The following is a 17,950-nucleotide window of genomic DNA, read 5'->3' on the forward strand; positions in this document are numbered from 1 at the left end:
CCCCTCCCTCCCGCGATCTTGCACTTCCCGCCCCGTCAAAAACCACATACAACACGAAACGGCGACCGAAACCGCAAGATCGCGCGAGCCGAGGGGTCAGCCCGGGTCGATCATGGAGCTGTGGTGGGCAAATCGCGGCGAGATGCACCTTTTGCGAGGCACCACAACTCCATGATCGACGATGCAGTCGGGGTCGGGGTCGGGGTCGGGGTGGGTTAGGGGCGTAGCGCGCCTTGGGCGTTTGGCGGGACCGCCGGGTTTTGCGGGGGTACGGGTGCGAGCCTGCGGTACGGGTTGCCTAGGGGCGGGCGGGGGTCTTCGTCGCCCTTGTTGGGCCAGAAGGACATCGCCCGTTCGGCCTGCGCGGTGATGGTCAGCGACGGGTTGACGCCGAGGTTGGCGGAGATCGCCGCGCCGTCGACGACGTGCAGCCCGGGGTGGCCGTACACCCGGTGCCAGGGGTCGATCACCCCGTCGGCCGGGGTCGCGCCGATCGCCGCCCCGCCCAGGATGTGCGCGGTCACCGGGATGTCAAACGGCTCGGTGACCGAACCTCCGGGCGTACCACCGATCTCGTCGGCGAGCAGCCGGGCGGCGGTGTTGCCGGCCGGGATCCAGGTCGGGTTCGGCGCGCCGTGACCTGGGCCGGTGACCAGCCGGCGGCCGAACACGCCCCGATGCCAGCGGGTGGTCAGCGAGTTGTCCACCGACTGCATCACCAGGGCGATGACCGTCCGCTCCGACCAGCCGCGCACCGAGAGCATCCGGGCGGCCAGCCTCGGCTGCCGCACGATGCTGCCCAACCAGCGCCGGACCCGGTGCGGGCCGCCGTCGACCAGCAGCGACTGGAGCAGCCCCATGGCGTTGGAGCCGCGCCCGTAGCGGACCGGCTCGATGTGGGTCTGCGGGTCGGGGTGGAACGAACTGGTGATCGCCACCCCGTCGGTGAAGTCCATCCGCTGCGCCCGGGCCCGCTGGCGGGGCACGGAGGCGCCAAGGATCGCCTCCGAGTTGGTCCGGGTCAGCTCGCCCACGCGGGCGGACAACCCGGGCAGCGCGCCGTCGTCCCTCATCGCGTGCAGCAGCCGTTGGGTGCCCAGCGCCCCGGCGGCGAACACCACCTCCTTGGCGTGGATCACCTGACGGCGGTGACGCACCCAGGCACCGGTGCGGACGGTGTGCACGTCGTACCCGCCACCGGCGGCCGGTTTGACGGCGGTCACCGTGGTCAGCGGGCGCACTGTGACACCCAGCCGCTCGGCGAGCCACAGGTAGTTCTTGACAAGCGTGTTCTTGGCCCCGTGCCGGCAGCCGGTCAGGCACTCCCCGCAGTGCAGGCAACCGGTGCGCTCCGGACCGACGCCACCGAAGTACGGGTCGGCGGCCCGCTCGCCGGGGCGCCCGATGTGCACGCCCACCGGGGTGGCGTGGAAGGTCTCCCCCACCCCCATCCGCTCGGCCACCGCCCGCATGGCGCGGTCCGCGCCGGTGTCGATGGGGTACGCGGTGGCGCCGAGCATTCGCTTCGCCTGGTCGTAGTGGCGGGCCAACTCGTCGCGCCAGTCGGTGATGTCCCGCCACTGCGGGTCGGTGTAGAAGGCCGGCAGCGGCTCGTAGAGGGTGTTCGCGTAGACCAGGGACCCGCCGCCGACCCCGGCCCCGGAGAGCACCAGCACCCCGTTGCCGGAGCGTCGGTCGGCCGGACGGAGCAGGGTGAGCCGCTGGATGCCGTAGCAGCCCAGCTTCGGCGCCCACAGGAACCTGCGCGCACGCCAGGAGGTCTGCGGGAACTCGTCGTCGGCGAAGCGTCGGCCAGCCTCCAGCACGCCGACCGAATAGCCCTTCTCGGCCAGCCGGAGCGCGGTGACGCTGCCACCGAAGCCAGACCCGATGACGAGCACGTCATACCCCATGGACGCATCATTACTCGCGAGTAGCGCTCGCGCCAGCGGCAGTTTTCGCGCGATCATGCTCCGGCCGGCCGACCCGGCGCATTCCGGCCGCAACCGGGAGCACCCGTCGGAGCGTTGGTCCGGAAACGGGTGGAAGGAATTCACAATGGTCCTGGGGTCGATGGCACCGCGCCGACGGTGGCTGCTGTTCGGGCTGACCGCCCTCGCCGTCGTCGCGCTGGTCGTGGCCGGAGCGGTGGTGACCACCCGGCTGACCGGGGACGGCACGCCGGAGCGCACCACCCCGGCGGCCGGCTCGCCGAGCCCGTCTCCCGTCGGCACGCCCACTCCGAGCCCCACCGGCCCGCCGCCCGGCGCGGACATCACCGGCCCACTGAACCTGCTGCTGGTCGGGGTCGACACCCGGGTCAGCGTGCCCGGCTGGGAACCGCACTCCGACGCCGTGCTGGTGCTGCACGTGCCGAAGGGGCTGGGCCGGGCGTACCTCTTCTCCCTGCCCCGCGACCTGCTGGTGGACATCCCGGCGTTTCCCAAGGCCGGCTACCCGGGCGGCCGGACCAAGCTCACCCACGCGATGAGCTACGGCAGCCGGGTGCCGGGCAAGCCGAAGCAGCCGAGCGCCGCCCAGGGGTACGAGCTGCTGCGCAGCACGGTCAGCGGCTACACCGGGCTGCGCATCGACGCCGGTGCGGTGCTCACCTTCAACGGGTTCGACCGGCTCGTGAACGCCCTCGGCGGGGTGGACATCTACGTCGACCAGCGGGTCGCCTCGATGCACCGTCGGCCGGACGGCAAGCACCGCGAGAGCGCGCCCGGCGGCTACACCGGGCCGCAGATGGTCTACGAGAAGGGCGAGCGGCACCTCAACGGCTGGCAGGCGCTGGACTACGCGCGGCAGCGCTACATCCCCGGCGGCGACTACACCCGGCAGCGTCACCAGCAGCAACTGATCCGGGCCATCACCCGCAAGATCCTCGACGAGGGCCTGGCCCGGCAGCCGGAGCGGGTCGACCAGGTCGTCGCCGCGCTGGGCAACACCCTGATCTACGTGGGTGGCCGCCGGATCGTCGACCTGGCATACGCGCTCAGCGGGGTGCCGGAGAAGCAGTTCGTGCTGGTCGGCCTGCCCGGCTCCGGCGTCGGGAAGGGCAGCGCCTACCGCGGCGAACAGCTCACCGCCACCGGCCGGGGGTTCCTCACCGAGCTCCGCGCCGGCCGCGCCGACGCGTACCTGAAAGCCCACCCCGCCCTGGTCGTCAAAACCTGACCCTCCCCCGCCGCGATCTTGCGCTTTCGGTCCGGGGTTCGTGGGTTTTTACCCCTTGTGCCCCGGCAGCAAGTGCAAGATCGCGAGGGGGTCAGAGGGGTTTGGGGGTTGGGGGCTTCTTGGTGCCGTAGAGCCAGGCGTCGAAGAGGGCGTCTAGTTGCTTGCCGGAGATGCGCTCGGCCAGGGCCACGAACTCCGCGGTGGTGGCCGTGCCGTTGCGCTTCTCGGCCGCCCAGGTCTTGACGATCTCGAAGAACGCCTTGTCGCCGACGGCCACCCGCAGCGCGTGCAGGGCCATCCCGCCGCGCTGGTAGACAGACTCGCTGAACAGTTGCTTGACCCCCGGCTTGCCCGGCGGCGTCCGCCACACCTGCGCGGACATCTGGGCGTACCGGATGTCGAACGCCTGCTTGGCGGTGGACTGCCGGGTGTGCTCGGCCCAGAGCCACTCCGCGTACGTCGCGAAGCCCTCGTTGAGCCAGATGTCCTCCCACTTGGCCAGCGCCACGCTGTTGCCGAACCACTGGTGGGCCAACTCGTGGGCGACGACCTCGGTGTTCTCGCCACGCCGGAAGAAGCCGGCGGAGTAGACCGGACGGCTCTGGGTCTCCAGCGCGTACCCGATCCGGCTGTCGGAGACCACCACACCGCCGTACGCGTCGAACGGGTACGGCCCGAACACGCTCTCCAGGTAGTCAGCCACCTTCGCGGTCTGCGCGATCGACGCGTCCGGGGCGCCCTTGGCCAGCGTGGTGGTGACCGCGCTGTAGACCGGCCGCCCCTTGTGGTCGCCGGTGGTGATCCGGAACTTGCCGATCACCACCATGCTCAGGTAGCTGGCCATCGGCGTCTTCTCCGACCACTTCCAGGTGGTCCAGCCGTCCGTGGTGGTCGAGCCGCCCGGCACGCCGTTGCTGACCGCGGTGAGGCCCTTCGGGACGGTGATCTCGAAGTCGTAGGCCGCCTTGTCGGACGGGTGGTCGTTGACCGGGAACCAGGTGCTCGCGGATTCGGGCTGGCCCAGCGCGATGGCACCGTCGTCGGTGTGCAGGAACCCGCCGTCGCCGAGCACCTCGTTCTTCAGCGGCTTCGGCACGCCCTCGTACGCGATCTCGGCCACGAACCCGTTGCCCGCGATCAGGCCGGCGGCCGGCTTGATCACCAGCTCGTTCCGGTCCCGCTTGTGGGGGGCGGGGGCACCGTCCACGGTGACCGTCGTGACGGTCAGACCCGCCAGGTCGAGATTGAAACTCGACAGGTCGGACGTCGCGGTGGCCTGCACCGTGGCGGTGCCGGTCAGCCGGTCCTTCGCCGGGTCGTAGCGCACCTTGATGGTGTACCGCCCGACGTCGTAGCCACCGTTTCCGTAGCTGGGAAAGTAGGTGTCGCCGACACCGGCCGCGCCGGCGGTGAACACCCGCGACGGTGTCGGGGACGCGCTCGGTGGCGGCGTCGCCCGGTCCTGCTCGGTCGAGCCGCAGCCAGACAGCGCGAGCGCCCCGGTCACCGACAACGCGGCAGCCACCCGAAGCCTGCGTGGCGTGTTCCGCATCGCGAACCCTCCCCCGTACGGCGGCGACCGGTGCCCGTACCGATCGCAGGCGGCAGCCTATCGGCCGGGTATCACGGGCCCGTCACGGCAGGGTGGGTGCCGTGCCGCCCACCAACCAGGCGTCCAGGAGCGGCCGTAGCTGCCGGTTCGACACCCGCTCCGCCAGCGCGACGAAGTCCGCGGTGGTGGCGTTTCCGCCCGCCCGCTCAGTGGTCCAGGTACGCAGGATGCGGAAGAACGTGTCGTCACCGACGGTGCGGCGCAGCGCGTGCACGGCGAGCGCGCCGCGCTTGTAGACGGCGGTGCCGAACATCCGCTCCCGTCCGGGCTCAACCGACGGATGTGACCAGTCGGTCATCGCGTACTGCGACTCGAAGTTGCGCTGCGCGGTCCGGACGCCGTCGTGCTCCTCCCACAGCCACTCGGCGTAGCTGGCGAAGCCCTCGTTGAGCCAGATGTCGCCCCACCTGCTGAGCGAGACGCTGTCGCCGAACCACTGGTGGGCCAGCTCGTGCGCCACCACGCCGGGGTTGGGCCGGTCGCCGGTGAAGAAGGCGGGACCGTAGACCGGCCGGGACTGGGTCTCCAGCGCGTACCCGATCCGGTCGTCCGCGACCACGATGCCACCGTACGAGTCGAACGGGTACGGGCCGAAGCGGCTGGCCAGGAAGTCGGCGATCTCCCCGGTGCGGGCCAGCGAGCCGGCCGCCCCGCCGGTCGCCGGAAGGCTCGCCGAGACGGCGGTGACCATCGGTCGTCCGGCGTGGCTGCCGCTGACCACCCGGTAGTTTCCGATCACGAGGGTGCTCAGGTAGCTGGCCATCGGGGTGCGCTCCGACCAGCGCCAGGTGGTCCAGCCGCCGGCGCTGCTCTTCGGCCCGGGCACCCCGTTGCTCAGTGCGGACAGTCCGTCCGGGACGGTCACGGCGAGGTCGTAGGTGGCCTTGTCCGACGGATGGTCGTTGACCGGAAACCAGGTGGCCGCCGAGTCGGGTTGGCCGAGCGCGATCGCACCGTCGTCGGTGTGCAGGAAGCCGCCGCTGCCCAGCGCACCGTCGGCGACAGGGCTGGGCACACCGCCGTAGTCGATCACCACGGTGAACGGCCGGCCGTGCGGCAGCCGATCGTGCGGGGTCACCACCAGTTCGCCGTCGGCCCGACGGTGCTCGGCCCGCGTCTGGTCGACGGTGACCGCGCCGACGTCCAGGCCGGCGAGGTCCAGATTGAACCGGGACAGCGCCTGGGTGGCGGTGGCCGTGATGGTGGCCCGGCCGGTGAGCCGGTCGGTCGTCGGGTCGTACCGGACGTCCAGGGCGTAGTGCGTGACGTCGTAACCGCCGTTGCCGCGCCCGGGCACGTACGGGTCACCGGCGTCGGCGGCGCCGGGCCGGAATCCGTCGCCCTCGTCGCCCGTGCAACCAACGGCGCCGAGCGCGATGGCGCAGGTCAACGCGGTGACGGCGGCCAGCCGGCGGCGGCGCGGCGTCCGTCCGGTCAGGACCATTGCCGTCTCCTTCCGCGCGGTCGCCGGGTCACGACGAGCCTAGCCAGCACCACCGGGTCCGAGGCCGGTATCGACGATCGTCAGTTACTTTCGTTCAAACAAGCAAAAGTTAGCTCGCATCGACACTTTCTTTTGGCTGTTGCCGACGTTACTGTCTGACTCCAAGATGTAACACGCTCGGAACATCCGAGTCGGTCACGTCCAGGGACGGGACTTCGTCCCGCACCGACACGCCGTGGCGGCGGCGTGCAGTTGCCCCTTCGATTCACGACACCCGCACCCTCCGGCCCCGCCGGAGACGCGGATCGGGCGCTCGGCGGCGCCCCGCGACGGAACCCCGTCACGCCTCTTGCTGATCGTTATCGACGGCATCCGCCGTCGCGAAAGGTGGGACCATGCCCGACCACTCCACCCCCGACACCACACCGGCCGGCCGGATCAACCGCCGGTCCCTGCTCGCCGCCTCGGCCGGCGTCGCCGCCGCCCTCGGCGCGGCCGGCCTGCCGGTCCTCGCCACCGGTACCCCTGCGCTCGCCCACCCCAAGGACAAGGGCAAGGACAAGGACAAGGGGAAGAGCAAGCTGCGGGTCGAACCGCTGATCCCGTCGAAGAACCGCGGCATCATCCTCTACAGCGTCCGGGACCGGATCACCGCCGCGCCCGACGACAGCGGTGTGCCGTACGGCTTCGAACGCGTCCTCGCCCGGCTGGCCGAGATCGGCTACAAGGAGATCGAGTTCGCCGGCTACACCCAGCACACCTCGATCCTCGGCCGGCAGATCACCCCGCGCGAGATCCGCAAGATCCTCGACGACAACGGCCTGGTCGCCAACGGCACCCACGCCTCGATCCAGGCGGCCACCTTCCAGCAGCAGCTGGACATCGCCGAGGAACTCGGCATGAAGAACATCGGCACCGGCAGCGACCCGACCAACAGCGCCTACAAGGCCGACTGGGACGCCGCCGCCGACACCTGGAACGAGCTGGGCCGGCAGGCCCGCGCCCGGGGCATGCGGCTCTACACGCACAACCACGACGTCGCGTACAGCTTCCTGCTCGACTCCGGGCCGCTCGACGCGCAGGGCCGCCCCACCCGCTCGTCGGGCATCCGGCGGCTGGAGTACTTCTTCGGCAAGACCGACCCCAAGTACGTCTTCTTCGAGTTCGACATCTACTGGGGCTACGTGGCCCGCTACAAGCACCAGAAGTACGTCGACCCGGCCGGCCGCGAGGTGACCGACCTGTTCGACCCGATCCTCAACGTGGCCGACCGGACCACCCGGTTCCCGCTCTTCCACGCCAAGGACGGCGACCGGGACACCAGCGTGCCCAACGGCCACCAGATGGCCCCCCTCGGCGAGGGCGACATCAACTTCCAGCAGTTCTTCCAGACCATCGGCGAGCGCGACTTCCACCACGCCAACTGGGAGATGGACACCGCCCCCGGCGGGACCGCCAACCGCGGGCAGTCGCTGGACTTCGCGGAGCTCAGCTACCGCAACATGTCCGACCTGACGATCTACCTCAAGAAGTAACACCCCGCACGGCCGGCGTCCGCCCGACGCCGGCCGTGCCACACTCCGCCGGCCATCGAGCCGGCGGCCGGTGACGGGCACTGTCGCAGACCGCCCCGATCACCTTCGCGCTCCCGTACGGCGACGGGACGCGCACGGTCCATCCCCACCGCAGTCGCGCGGCCGGCCCTCACCAGGCCGGGGATGCCGCGCGCCCGCCGAACACCGGAGGAACGATGATCCGACCGACCGGACGACGATGGTTCGCCATCGCCGCTGGGCTCTTCCTGACCATCCCCCTCATCTCCGCCGCTCCCGCCGCTGCGGCGCCGACCAACCCAGCCCCCACCGGGGTGGCCGCCGTGGAGAACGGCCCCGCCGCACTCCGCTCCGACAAGCGCGCCCCGAAGAGCTATCAGGTGCTTGTCTTCACCAAGACCGCAGGTGAGCGGCGCGCGTCCATGAACGACGGCGTCGACACGATCCAGAAGCTGGCCAAGACCAACAAGTTCACCGTGACGGTGAGCCAGGACGCCGCCGTGTTCACCCCCGACCAGCTGGCGAAGTACCGGGCCGTGGTCTTCCTCAACACCAGCGGCGACGTGCTCAACGCCGGCCAGGAAGCGGCCTTCGAGGCGTACGTGAAGGCCGGCGGCGGCTACGTCGGCGTGCACGCGGCCGCGGAGACCGAGCCGGACTGGGCCTTCTACCAGGACCTGGTCGGCGCGAAGGTGGCCAGTGCCTCGCCCGTCAGCCGTGGCGTGCTGGACGTGGCCGACCGCGCCCACCCGGCGTCCGAGACGCTGCCGCGCACACTCACCCTCACCGAGGAGTGGTACAACTTCGACCGCAACGTGCGCGGCACCGCGCACGTGCTGGCCACGGTGGACGAGAAGACCTACACCGGCGGCAGCATGGGGTACGACCACCCGATCACCTGGTGCAAGGACTACCAGGGCGGGCGCTCCTTCTACACCGGCCTCGGGCACAGCGCCGAGACGTACCGCTCGGCGAAGTTCCGCGAGCACCTGCTCGGCGGCATCCGCTGGTCGGCAGGCGTGGTCGAGGGCGACTGCGGCGCCACGGTGCTCGGCAACTACGAGAAGGTCACCCTCAACGGCCAGCCGGGCGAGCCGATGTCGCTGTCCGTGCTCCCCGACGGCCGGGTGCTGCACAACACCCGCAGCGGCGAGGTGCGGCTCTACGACCCCGCCACCGGCGCGAGCCCGGTGATCACCACCATCGACGTGTACCAGCACGACGAGGACGGCCTCCAGTCCGTCGCCATCGACCCCGACTTCGCGAAGAACAAGTGGGTCTACATCTACTACGCGCCGAAGCTGAACACCCCAGTCGACGACCCGGCCACCCCTGGCGTCAACGAGGGCGACGCTCCGGCCACCTCCACCGACCCGACCGTGTGGGACAAGTTCAAGGGCTACAACCAGCTCTCCCGGGTCAAGCTGGTGGAGACCCCCACCCCGCACCTGGACCTGAGCACCGAGCAGCAGATCCTCCGGGTCGACACCGACCGCGGCATCTGCTGCCACGTCGCCGGCGAGATCAAGTTCGACGCCAAGGGCCTGCTCTACCTGGTCACCGGGGACGACACGAACGCCGGCGGTTCCGACGGCTACACCCCGATCAACGAGTCGCCGACCCAGGGCCCCGGCTACGACGCGCAGCGCTCCTCGGGCAACACCAACGACCTGCGCGGCAAGCTGCTGCGGGTCAAGGTCAAGGCGGACGGGTCGTACAGCATCCCGAAGGGCAACCTCTTCGACGAGGCGAAGGACGAGGCCGGCAAGACCCGCCCGGAGATCTTCCTGATGGGTCTGCGCAACCCGTTCCGGTATGACGTGGGCGCCGACGGCACGGTGTACGTCGGTGACTACTCCCCGGACTCCCGCGTGCCAAGCGCCACCCGGGGCCCGGACGGCACCGGCCGCTGGTTCGCCACCAAGAAGGCCGGCAACTACGGCTGGCCGTACTGCTACTCGCCGAGCCTGCCGTACATCGACTACGACTTCGTCACCCGGACCTCCGGCGCGCCGTTCAACTGCGCCGCACCGGTAAACGACTCGCCGCGCAACACCGGCCTGTCGGTGCTGCCGAAGGTCGAGCAGCCGCAGTTCTGGTACACGTTCGACGCGCGTACCCCATGCGCCGGGGCGTACCTGCAGAACCCGGCGGGCACCTGCGACTTCAAGTGGCCGGTGATCGGCACCGGCGGCGTCGGCCCGATGGGCGGCCCGATCTACTCGTACGACCCGAAGTCGACCTCCGAGGTGAAGTTCCCCGAGTACTACCAGAACGCGGTGGTCTTCGGTGAGTTCACCCGGGACAAGATCTTCATGATGCGTACCGACGGCAAGGGCACCCTGACCGGCGTGGAGCAGTTCCTGCCGGGCTTCGTCTTCGACAACCCGATGGACATGGAGTTCGGCCCGGACGGCTCCCTCTACCTGCTGGAGTACGGCGACGGCTTCTTCCGGGCCAACCCGGACGCGCAGCTGTCGGTGATCCGGTACGTCAAGGGCCAGCGGTCGCCGGTGGCGAAGCTCGACGCCACCCCGACCAGCGGCACGGCACCGCTGACCGTCCAGTTCTCCTCGGCCGGCAGCTACGACCCGGACCCGGGCGAGTCCATCTCGTACGCCTGGGACTTCACCAACGACGGCACGGTCGACTCGGCCGACCCCAACCCGTCGTTCACCTACACCGCGAACGGAACGTACAGCGCCAAGCTGACGGTGACCGACTCCAACGGTAGGACCGCCGTACTCACCAAGGAGATCGTGGTCGGCAACACCGCGCCCACGGTGACCGTCAGCTCCCCGGTGGGTGGCAGCTTCTTCAACTGGGGCGACAGCGTGCCGTTCACCATCACGGTGACCGACCCGGAGGACGGGCCGGTGGACTGCTCGCGGGTGACCGTGACGTTCGTCCTCGGCCACGACAGCCACGGGCACCCGGACAGCTCCACCACCGGCTGCACGGGCGTGCTCGCCACCCCGGCCGACGGCGGTGACCACGCCGGCGGCTACCTGTACGGCGGGATCAGCGCCTCGTACACCGACCTCGGTGGCGGCGGTCAGGCCCCGATCACCACGGTCGGCCAGACGATCATCCAGACGCCGCGTCAGCAGGCCGAGAACGCCCAGGTGCAGCAGGGCGTGACAGTCGCCAACACCGGTGACACCGGCGGCGGGCAGCACGTCACCTCGATCGACCCGGGCGACCACATCGCCTTCGACCCGATCAACCTGGGTGGGGTGTCCAGCGTGACGCTGCGGCACTCCGGGGGCTCGGCCGCCACGGCCGGCACCCCCCGCGCGGCGGTGGAGCTTCGGCTCGACTCGCCGACCGGCCCACTCGTCGCCACGGCGACGCTGAACGCGACCACCGGCAACGCGGCCTTCACCAGCACCGCGGTGCCGGTGAACCAGCCGGCCGGGGCGCACCGGCTCTACCTGGTCTACACCGCCGTACCGGGCGGTCCGACCAGTGGCCTGGGCAACCTGAACTGGGTCGAGTTCACCGTGGGCTGACGCCCCCGGTAAGACGGAGGCCGGCCCCGCAGCGTGGCGGGGCCGGCCTTCCGGCGTGTGCGGGACGGGTCAGCGGTCGAGGACCAGGCCCACCTTCTGGAACTCCTTGAGGTCGCGGTAACCGCACTTGGCCATCGCCCGGCGCAACCCGCCGAACAGGTTGAGCTGGCCGTCGGCCTCGTCGGCCGGGCCGAAGAGCAACTGCTCCATCGACCCGATCGGGTCGCCGGAAACCTCGAACGCGCCCCGGGGCAGCGACGGGTGGCTCGCCGCCGAGTGCCACCAGGCACCACCGGCGGGCGCCTCCTCGCAGAGCGACAGCGGCTCGCCGAGCATCACCGCGTCCGCGCCGCAGCCGAGCGCCTTGGCGATGTCGCCCGAGGTCTGGATGTCGCCGTCGGCGATCAGGTGCACGTACCGGCCGCCGGTCTCGTCGAGGTAGTCCCGACGGGCCGCCGCGGCGTCGGCGATCGCGGTGGCCATCGGCACCCGGATGCCCAGCACCGACTCGGTGGTCGACCACTCGTCGCCGCCGATGCCCACGATCACACCGGCCGCGCCGGTACGCATCAGGTGCAGCGCCGTCTTGTAGTCGGTGCAGCCGCCGACGATCACCGGCAGGTCGAGGTCGGCGATGAACTCCTTGAGGTTCAGCGGCTCGTCGGTCGTCGACACGTGCTCGGCCGAGACGATGGTGCCCTGGATGACCAGGATGTCCACCCCGGCGTCCAGGATCACCGGCGCCAGCGCCAGGGTGTGCTGCGGGGACACCCGCACCGCCACCGTGCCGCCGCCGGCCCGCAGTTCACGGGCCCGCTCGGCGATCAGGTCCGGGCGGATCGGCTCGGCGTACACCTCCTGGAGCCGCTTGGTGGCGCGGGCGTCCTCGTCGAGGCCGGCCAACTCCTCCAGCACCTTGGTCGGGTTCTCGTAGCGGGTCCACAGCCCCTCGACGTTGAGCACGCCGAGGCCGCCGAGCTGACCGAGCCGCACCGCCGACGACGGGCTCATCGTGGCGTCGGAGGGGTGCCCGACGCAGGGGATGCCGAACGGGTACGCGTCGAGCTGCCAGGCGGTGGAGACGTCGTCGACGTCCCGGGTCCGGCGGCTCGGCACGATGGCGATGTCGTCCAGGTGGTAGCCGCGCTGCGCGGTCTTGCCCAGCCCGATCTCGACCACGTCACGCATGGGGGACTCCAGGTGGTTGGGGGTGGTGGGTCAGCGAGTGTGGTAGTTGGGCGCCTCGACGGTCATCTGGATGTCGTGCGGGTGGCTCTCCTTGAGCCCGGCCGCGGTGATCCGGATGAGCTGGCCCCGGTGGTGCAGATCGGGGATGTTCTCCGCACCGGCGTACCCCATCGCCAGCCGCAGCCCGCCGACCAGCTGGTGGGCCACCCGGGAGAGCGGCCCCCGGTACGGCACCTGACCCTCGACGCCCTCGGGGACCAGCTTGTCGTCGCTGAGCACGTCCTGCTGGAAGTAGCGGTCCTTCGAGTACGACTTGGCCTGGCCACGGGACTGCATCGCGCCGAGCGAGCCCATCCCCCGGTACGTCTTGAACTGCTTGCCGTTGACGAAGATCAGCTCGCCGGGGCTCTCCTCGCAGCCGGCCAGCAGGCTGCCGAGCATCACCGTGTCGGCACCGGCGACCAGCGCCTTGGCGATGTCGCCCGAATACTGGATGCCGCCGTCACCGATCACCGGCACGCCGGCCGGGCGGGCGGCCCGGGCGGCCTCCATGATCGCGGTGATCTGCGGGACGCCGACCCCGGCGACGATCCGGGTGGTGCAGATCGCACCCGGGCCGACACCGACCTTGACGCCGTCGGCGCCGGCGTCGACCAGCGCCTTCGCGCCGGCGTACGTGGCCACGTTGCCGCCCACGACCTCGACGGCGACGTCCTTCTTGAGCCGGCGGACCATGTCCAGCACGGCCCGCTGGTGGCCGTGCGCGGTGTCCACGATCAGCACGTCCACGCCCGCGTCGACCAGGGTGCGCGCCCGCTTGTAGGAATCCTCGCCGACGCCGATCGCGGCGGCCACCCGGAGCCGGCCCGCGCCGTCCTTGGTGGCCTCCGGGTACTGCTCGCTCTTGGTGAAGTCCTTGACGGTGATCAGCCCGCGCAGCCGACCCGAGTCGTCCACGATCGGCAGCTTCTCGACCTTGTGCCGGCGCAGCAGATCCAGCGCGTCGTCCTTGCTCACCCCGACCTGGGCGGTGATCAGCGGGGTCCGGGTCATGATCTCGTGAACCGGGGTGTCCGGCTCAGAGACGAAGCGCATGTCACGGTTGGTGACGATGCCCACCAGTTGGCCGTCGCCGTCCACCACCGGCACGCCGGAGATCCGGTACCGGCCGCACAGCTCGTCGACCTCGCGCAGGGTGTCGTTGGGGCTGGCCGTCACCGGGTTGGTGATCATGCCGGACTCCGAGCGCTTGACCAGGTCGACCTGGAGCGCCTGGTCGTCCACGGAGAGGTTGCGGTGCAGCACGCCGATGCCGCCCTGGCGGGCCATCGCGATCGCCATCCGCGCCTCGGTGACGGTGTCCATGGCGCTGGACAGCAGCGGAATGGTCAGCTCGATGTTGCGGGTGAGCCTCGTACGGGTGTTGACCCGGCTGGGCACCACGTCCGACTCGCCCGGCTGCAACAGCACGTCGTCGAAGGTGAGCCCGAGCGGAACGACCCGCGCCGAGCCAGCCGGCAACTCGGGCAGGTGGCCGCCCAGGTCGGCGTGCTCGACGCCGGCCGGCAGATCGGTGCTGGGCGAATTTTCCACGATTGCTCCCCTGAGCTGCTCGGATGGGCTTCAGCGAGGTGGCGCGGACGGGCACATTGACACGCCACGGAGCCGGCACATCGTCTCATCGTACCCAGTGAGCTGGGCGACCTCCGGCGGTGGCGGTAGTCCCGGCGCGGTGCGGGGGGCGGACGTTCGACCCGCGTTGGGTCTACGGTGAGGGGGTGCACGACGAGCCCATCGACCCGTTCAACGGCGACCCGGCCGACCCGACCGCGGGGCTGGACGATCCGGCCGACGACGCGACGCCGGATCCGCTGACCGACGTCGAGCGACAGGATGTGCTCGAAGACCTCGCCGACCTGGAGATCTACCAGGCTCTGCTGGCACCGATCGGGGTGCGCGGGCTGGTGATCGAATGCGAGGACTGCCGCGAGCCCCACTACTTCGACTGGGACCTGCTGCGGGGCAACCTGCGGCACCTGCTCAACTCGGGGCGCCCCCGCGTCCACGAGCCGGCGTACGACCCCGACCCGGACCACTACGTGACCTGGGACTACGCCCGTGGGTACGCCGACGGGGTGCACGACACCCTGACCGAGGGCACCGAGGACGAGCCGGACGCCTCCACCACCGCGGATTAGCCCATTGCCGGCCTCCCGGTTCGGAGAGGCCGGCACATCCCGGGCCGAGCGTATGTGGGGTCAGGCGACGAGGCCGGCGCGGAAGCCGGCCGCCACGGCGTGCGCCCGGTCCCGGGCGCCGAGCTTGCGGAACAGCCGCCGGGCGTGCGTCTTGACGGTGTCCTCGGACACAAACAGCTCCCGGCCGATCTCCGCGTTGCTCTTGCCCTCGGCCATGCCCAGCAGGACCTGCAACTCCCGTTCGGTGAGCCCGATCGACGCCCGGGTGGGACGGGCGTTCGGGGCGGGCCGGGCCGGGTCGTTCTGGCTTGTCGACGGCTCGTCGGCGGCCGGTTCGGCCTCGTCCTCGCCCCGCTGCACCGGCACCGAGGGCACGCCAGCCGAACCCTCGCCCGCCACGTTGGCGGCCCAGCCCGGCTCGGCGGACCCGCGCAGGGAGGGCGCCGAGCGGCCCGGACCGCCGACCGCCGCGGTGTCCCGGGCCGGGTCGGTGACCCGCTGCCGGGACGCCCGACCGTTCGCGGTGAGCAGCAGCAGAGCCTTGGCCACCGCGCTGGTCAGGTCATGGTCGACGTTCTGGATCAGGCCCCGGGCACCGGCGCTGATGGTGGCCGCCGCCGCCTCGGACTCCTCGGTGCCGAGCAGCAGCACGGCGGCCTGCGGCGCGCGGGCCAGCACCCGGCGGACGAAACCCGCGCTGTCCGGCCGGGTGAGGGCCGTGTCGGCCAACACCACGTCGGCCGGCCGCTCGGCCAGCCGAAGCATCACCTCGGGATCGGAGACGGCGGTACGGACGATCGCGGACAACCCCAGCCGCGCGGCAGCGGACGTCAGGTGCTGGGCCGCGAGTGGTGTCCGAACGCACACAAGAACAGTACGCACTGTGGTGGTCTCCTCTCCGCACACGAGCAGACCATGACGACGTCGGCTGAGGAGGGGGTTCCGGGCAATCATTTGAACTTTTCCGACAACTAGGGCAAAAGGCGCAAGTTGCCGAGCGTTTTCGATCACAGGTGTGTGAGTCGGCGACGGCGTGGGTACCGGATGGTCCAGGCCGGGAACGGTGCGCCTGCGCGGCCCGCCGCCCGGAAGCCGGCCACAAGGATCTCGCGGTGCCGCGCGGGAGGAGGGGTGCTGATGTCGAACGTACGTAGACTGCCCGGACCCATCGTCGACCTTTGGGACTGGCAGCGGCTCGGTGCCTGCCGAGGCCGGGACAGCGCCCAGTTCTTCCACCCCGACGGCGAGCGGGGCTCCTCCCGGCTGCGTCGGGAGTCGTCCGCCAAGGCGGTCTGCCGCGCCTGCCCGGTCCGCGCCGAATGCGCCGCGCACGCGCTGTCGGTCCGTGAGCCGTACGGCGTGTGGGGTGGCTTCAGCGAGTCGGAGCGGCTGCGGCTGCTCGCCGTCGGCTGGGAGGACCTGGCCGACCGCCGGCACGCTCGGGTCGACGTCGCCCGCCTGGAGGCCCGCCTGGGCCGCGCGCACAAGTCGACCGTCCCGGCCCAACGCAACGTCGCCTGACCCGCCCCCGACATCCGCGCGAACCGCGCCCCCGCCACGGGGGGCGCGGTTCGCACGTAATCGCCCGCAGATCTTGGACAGTTTCCGTTCGCGGAACGGTAACTGTCCAAGATCTGTGTGGGTGGGTGCTCAGCGGACCAGGACGGGGACCGTGTGCCAGCCGGTCGCGCCGTCGGGGACGACGCCCTGCGTACGCTCGGTCTGGGTCTCGCCGGTCGCGTCGGTCGCCCGGACCTGGAGTTGGTGCTCGCCCGGGGTGGCGTCCCAGCGCCACGACCACTGCACCCAGGTGTCCACCGACACCGTGGGGGCCAACTCCGCCTCCTGCCAGGGGCCGCCGTCGACACGTACCTCGACCCGGCGGATGCCCCGCTGCTGCGCCCAGGCGACCCCGGCCACCGTCACCGGGCCGGTGGTCAGCCGGTTCCGCCGCCGGGGCGCGTCGATCCGCGACTGAGTCTTGATCGGGCCCTCGCGGGACCAGCCGCGCGGCACCCAGTACGCGTCGAAGTCGGCGAAGCGGGTCAACTCCAACTCGGTCACCCACTTGCAGGCCGACACGTAGCCGTAGAGGCCGGGCACCACCATCCGGGCCGGGAAGCCGTGCTCGACCGGCAAGGGTTCACCGTTCATGCCGATCGCCAGCAGCGCGTCCCGCCCGTCGCGCAGGGCCGCGGTGGGGGTGCCGCACGTCCAGCCGTCGACCGACCGACCGACGACCTGGTCGGCGTCGTCGTCCGGCTCGACCTCGTCGAGCAGCTCCCGCAGGGGTACGCCCAGCCAGCGGGCGTTGCCGATCAGGTCCCCGCCCACCTCGTTGGACACGCAGGCCAATGTGACGTACCGCTCGACCAGCGGCCGGGCCAGCAGGTCGGCGAGGCTGTAGGTGCGTTCGGTGCCGACCCGCCCGTGGATGCGCAGCCGCCACGTGTCCGGGTCCACCTGCGGCACGACCAATGCGGTGTCGATCCGGTAGAACCCGAAGTTCGGGGTGACGTACGACGCGAGCTGGGCCACCGGGAGATCCGCGCCCGCCGGCACCGCCGCCGCGGGTGCCACCGGCGCGGGCAGCCGGATCGCGTCCCGGGCGGCCGACACCCCGCGCCGCCCGGCCAGCCAGCGCCCGCCCAGACCGGCCACCGCAGCCGTACCGAGCAGCACCCCGGTACCGGTGAGGAACCGCCGGCGCGACTCCGGGTCGACCCCCTCAGGCCGGTCCGGTGCCGGGCCGCCCGTGGCCGGCGCGGGTGGGGTGGGTGGTGACCAGGGCCAGGGGTCCAGTTCGAGCGGGCCCGCGATGAACAGCCAGAGCACCAGGGCGCCCAGCCCGCCGCCGACCAGCGACGGTAGGGCGTCGGCGAGGTCCGCGCCGGGGCGGGTCAACGCGGCGGCCACCCCGACGGCGCCCAACGCCGCGATGCCGGCCAGGCCGAGGGCCAGGCGGCGGACCGCCAGCACTCCGATCAGCGCGGCGAACCCACCCAGCAGCAGGGCGGTGCCGACCAGCAGGGCGATCTTGTCGGCGGTGCCGAAGACGTCGATGGCGAACTGCTTCAGCGGCTCGGGGGCAGCGTCGACGACCGCCCCGCCGACCGCGACCAGCGGCGCCGACCGGGGGCCGGTCAGCACGGCCACCGGCTCGGCGATCCCGATCGTGGCGGCGGCGGCGGTGACTCCGGCCAGCGCGGCGTACCGGCGCGACGTGGTGGTCATCGGCCCAGTGTGCGCGGTCCTCTCGCCGG

At 71.4% G+C, this 17,950-nt stretch carries 12 protein-coding genes; 5 read left to right on the forward strand and 7 right to left on the reverse strand.

Annotated features, from left to right (window positions below; all coding sequences use genetic code 11):
• Positions 1-215: 215 nt before the first annotated feature.
• Positions 216-1,913 (reverse strand): GMC family oxidoreductase, encoded by a 1,698-nt coding sequence (locus tag ABZ780_RS28345; RefSeq protein ID WP_357488036.1) that lies wholly within the window; start codon positions 1,911-1,913, stop codon positions 216-218.
• 145 nt (positions 1,914-2,058) lie between these two features.
• On the opposite strand from ABZ780_RS28345, the gene ABZ780_RS28350 reads away from it, so the two are divergent.
• Positions 2,059-3,180: an LCP family protein gene (locus ABZ780_RS28350; protein ID WP_357488037.1), complete on the forward strand. Its 1,122-nt coding sequence runs from the start codon at positions 2,059-2,061 to the stop codon at positions 3,178-3,180.
• Positions 3,181-3,271: 91 nt separating this feature from the next.
• Here the strand turns inward: ABZ780_RS28350 and ABZ780_RS28355 are convergent, their stop codons facing one another.
• The gene (locus tag ABZ780_RS28355) at positions 3,272-4,732 is read right to left on the reverse strand and encodes a M1 family metallopeptidase (RefSeq protein WP_357488038.1); all 1,461 of its coding nucleotides are present in this window, start codon (positions 4,730-4,732) and stop codon (positions 3,272-3,274) included.
• Positions 4,733-4,814: 82 nt separating this feature from the next.
• Positions 4,815-6,236, reverse strand: coding sequence for a M1 family metallopeptidase (locus ABZ780_RS28360; protein WP_357488039.1), 1,422 nt, complete (start codon positions 6,234-6,236; stop codon positions 4,815-4,817).
• Between the two features lie 395 nt (positions 6,237-6,631).
• Between ABZ780_RS28360 and ABZ780_RS28365 the strand changes: the two genes are divergently transcribed.
• On the forward strand, positions 6,632-7,771 hold the full coding sequence (locus ABZ780_RS28365) for a sugar phosphate isomerase/epimerase (protein ID WP_357488040.1): 1,140 nt from the start codon (positions 6,632-6,634) through the stop codon (positions 7,769-7,771).
• A 215-nt stretch (positions 7,772-7,986) separates the two neighbouring features.
• Positions 7,987-11,301 (forward strand): ThuA domain-containing protein, encoded by a 3,315-nt coding sequence (locus ABZ780_RS28370; RefSeq protein ID WP_357488041.1) that lies wholly within the window; start codon positions 7,987-7,989, stop codon positions 11,299-11,301.
• Positions 11,302-11,370: 69 nt separating this feature from the next.
• Here the strand turns inward: ABZ780_RS28370 and ABZ780_RS28375 are convergent, their stop codons facing one another.
• Both ABZ780_RS28375 and guaB read right to left on the reverse strand, forming a co-directional pair.
• The gene (locus ABZ780_RS28375) at positions 11,371-12,489 is read right to left on the reverse strand and encodes a GuaB3 family IMP dehydrogenase-related protein (RefSeq protein ID WP_357488042.1); all 1,119 of its coding nucleotides are present in this window, start codon (positions 12,487-12,489) and stop codon (positions 11,371-11,373) included.
• Positions 12,490-12,519: 30 nt separating this feature from the next.
• Complete coding sequence (gene guaB, locus ABZ780_RS28380) at positions 12,520-14,082, reverse strand: IMP dehydrogenase (protein WP_357007061.1); 1,563 nt, start codon at positions 14,080-14,082, stop codon at positions 12,520-12,522.
• 185 nt (positions 14,083-14,267) lie between these two features.
• Here guaB and ABZ780_RS28385 point away from each other — a divergent pair, with 185 nt between their 5' ends.
• Complete coding sequence (locus tag ABZ780_RS28385) at positions 14,268-14,687, forward strand: DUF5319 domain-containing protein (RefSeq protein WP_357007059.1); 420 nt, start codon at positions 14,268-14,270, stop codon at positions 14,685-14,687.
• A gap of 60 nt (positions 14,688-14,747) precedes the next feature.
• On the opposite strand, the gene ABZ780_RS28390 is transcribed toward ABZ780_RS28385, so the two are convergent.
• Positions 14,748-15,569: a response regulator transcription factor gene (locus tag ABZ780_RS28390; RefSeq protein WP_357007056.1), complete on the reverse strand. Its 822-nt coding sequence runs from the start codon at positions 15,567-15,569 to the stop codon at positions 14,748-14,750.
• A 255-nt stretch (positions 15,570-15,824) separates the two neighbouring features.
• Between ABZ780_RS28390 and ABZ780_RS28395 the strand changes: the two genes are divergently transcribed.
• A complete protein-coding gene (locus ABZ780_RS28395) occupies positions 15,825-16,208 on the forward strand; it encodes a WhiB family transcriptional regulator (protein WP_357007054.1) in 384 nt (127 codons plus the stop codon).
• A 129-nt stretch (positions 16,209-16,337) separates the two neighbouring features.
• Here ABZ780_RS28395 and ABZ780_RS28400 read toward each other — a convergent pair whose 3' ends face one another.
• A complete protein-coding gene (locus tag ABZ780_RS28400) occupies positions 16,338-17,921 on the reverse strand; it encodes a molybdopterin-dependent oxidoreductase (protein ID WP_357488043.1) in 1,584 nt (527 codons plus the stop codon).
• Positions 17,922-17,950 lie beyond the last annotated feature (29 nt).

It is taken from the genome of Micromonospora sp. NPDC047467, from assembly GCF_040643095.1.
Taxonomy (GTDB): Bacteria; Actinomycetota; Actinomycetes; order Mycobacteriales; family Micromonosporaceae; genus Micromonospora.

Excerpts from the sequence above, each read along its gene's own strand:
- ABZ780_RS28345 (WP_357488036.1), bottom strand. The coding sequence starts at position 1,913 with ATGGGGTATGACGTGCTCGTCATCGGGTCTGGCTTCGGTGGCAGCGTC.
- ABZ780_RS28350 (WP_357488037.1), top strand. The coding sequence starts at position 2,059 with ATGGTCCTGGGGTCGATGGCACCGCGCCGACGGTGGCTGCTGTTCGGG.
- ABZ780_RS28355 (WP_357488038.1), bottom strand. The coding sequence starts at position 4,732 with ATGCGGAACACGCCACGCAGGCTTCGGGTGGCTGCCGCGTTGTCGGTG.
- ABZ780_RS28360 (WP_357488039.1), bottom strand. The coding sequence starts at position 6,236 with ATGGTCCTGACCGGACGGACGCCGCGCCGCCGCCGGCTGGCCGCCGTC.
- ABZ780_RS28365 (WP_357488040.1), top strand. The coding sequence starts at position 6,632 with ATGCCCGACCACTCCACCCCCGACACCACACCGGCCGGCCGGATCAAC.
- ABZ780_RS28370 (WP_357488041.1), top strand. The coding sequence starts at position 7,987 with ATGATCCGACCGACCGGACGACGATGGTTCGCCATCGCCGCTGGGCTC.
- ABZ780_RS28375 (WP_357488042.1), bottom strand. The coding sequence starts at position 12,489 with ATGCGTGACGTGGTCGAGATCGGGCTGGGCAAGACCGCGCAGCGCGGC.
- ABZ780_RS28395 (WP_357007054.1), top strand. The coding sequence starts at position 15,825 with ATGTCGAACGTACGTAGACTGCCCGGACCCATCGTCGACCTTTGGGAC.
- ABZ780_RS28400 (WP_357488043.1), bottom strand. The coding sequence starts at position 17,921 with ATGACCACCACGTCGCGCCGGTACGCCGCGCTGGCCGGAGTCACCGCC.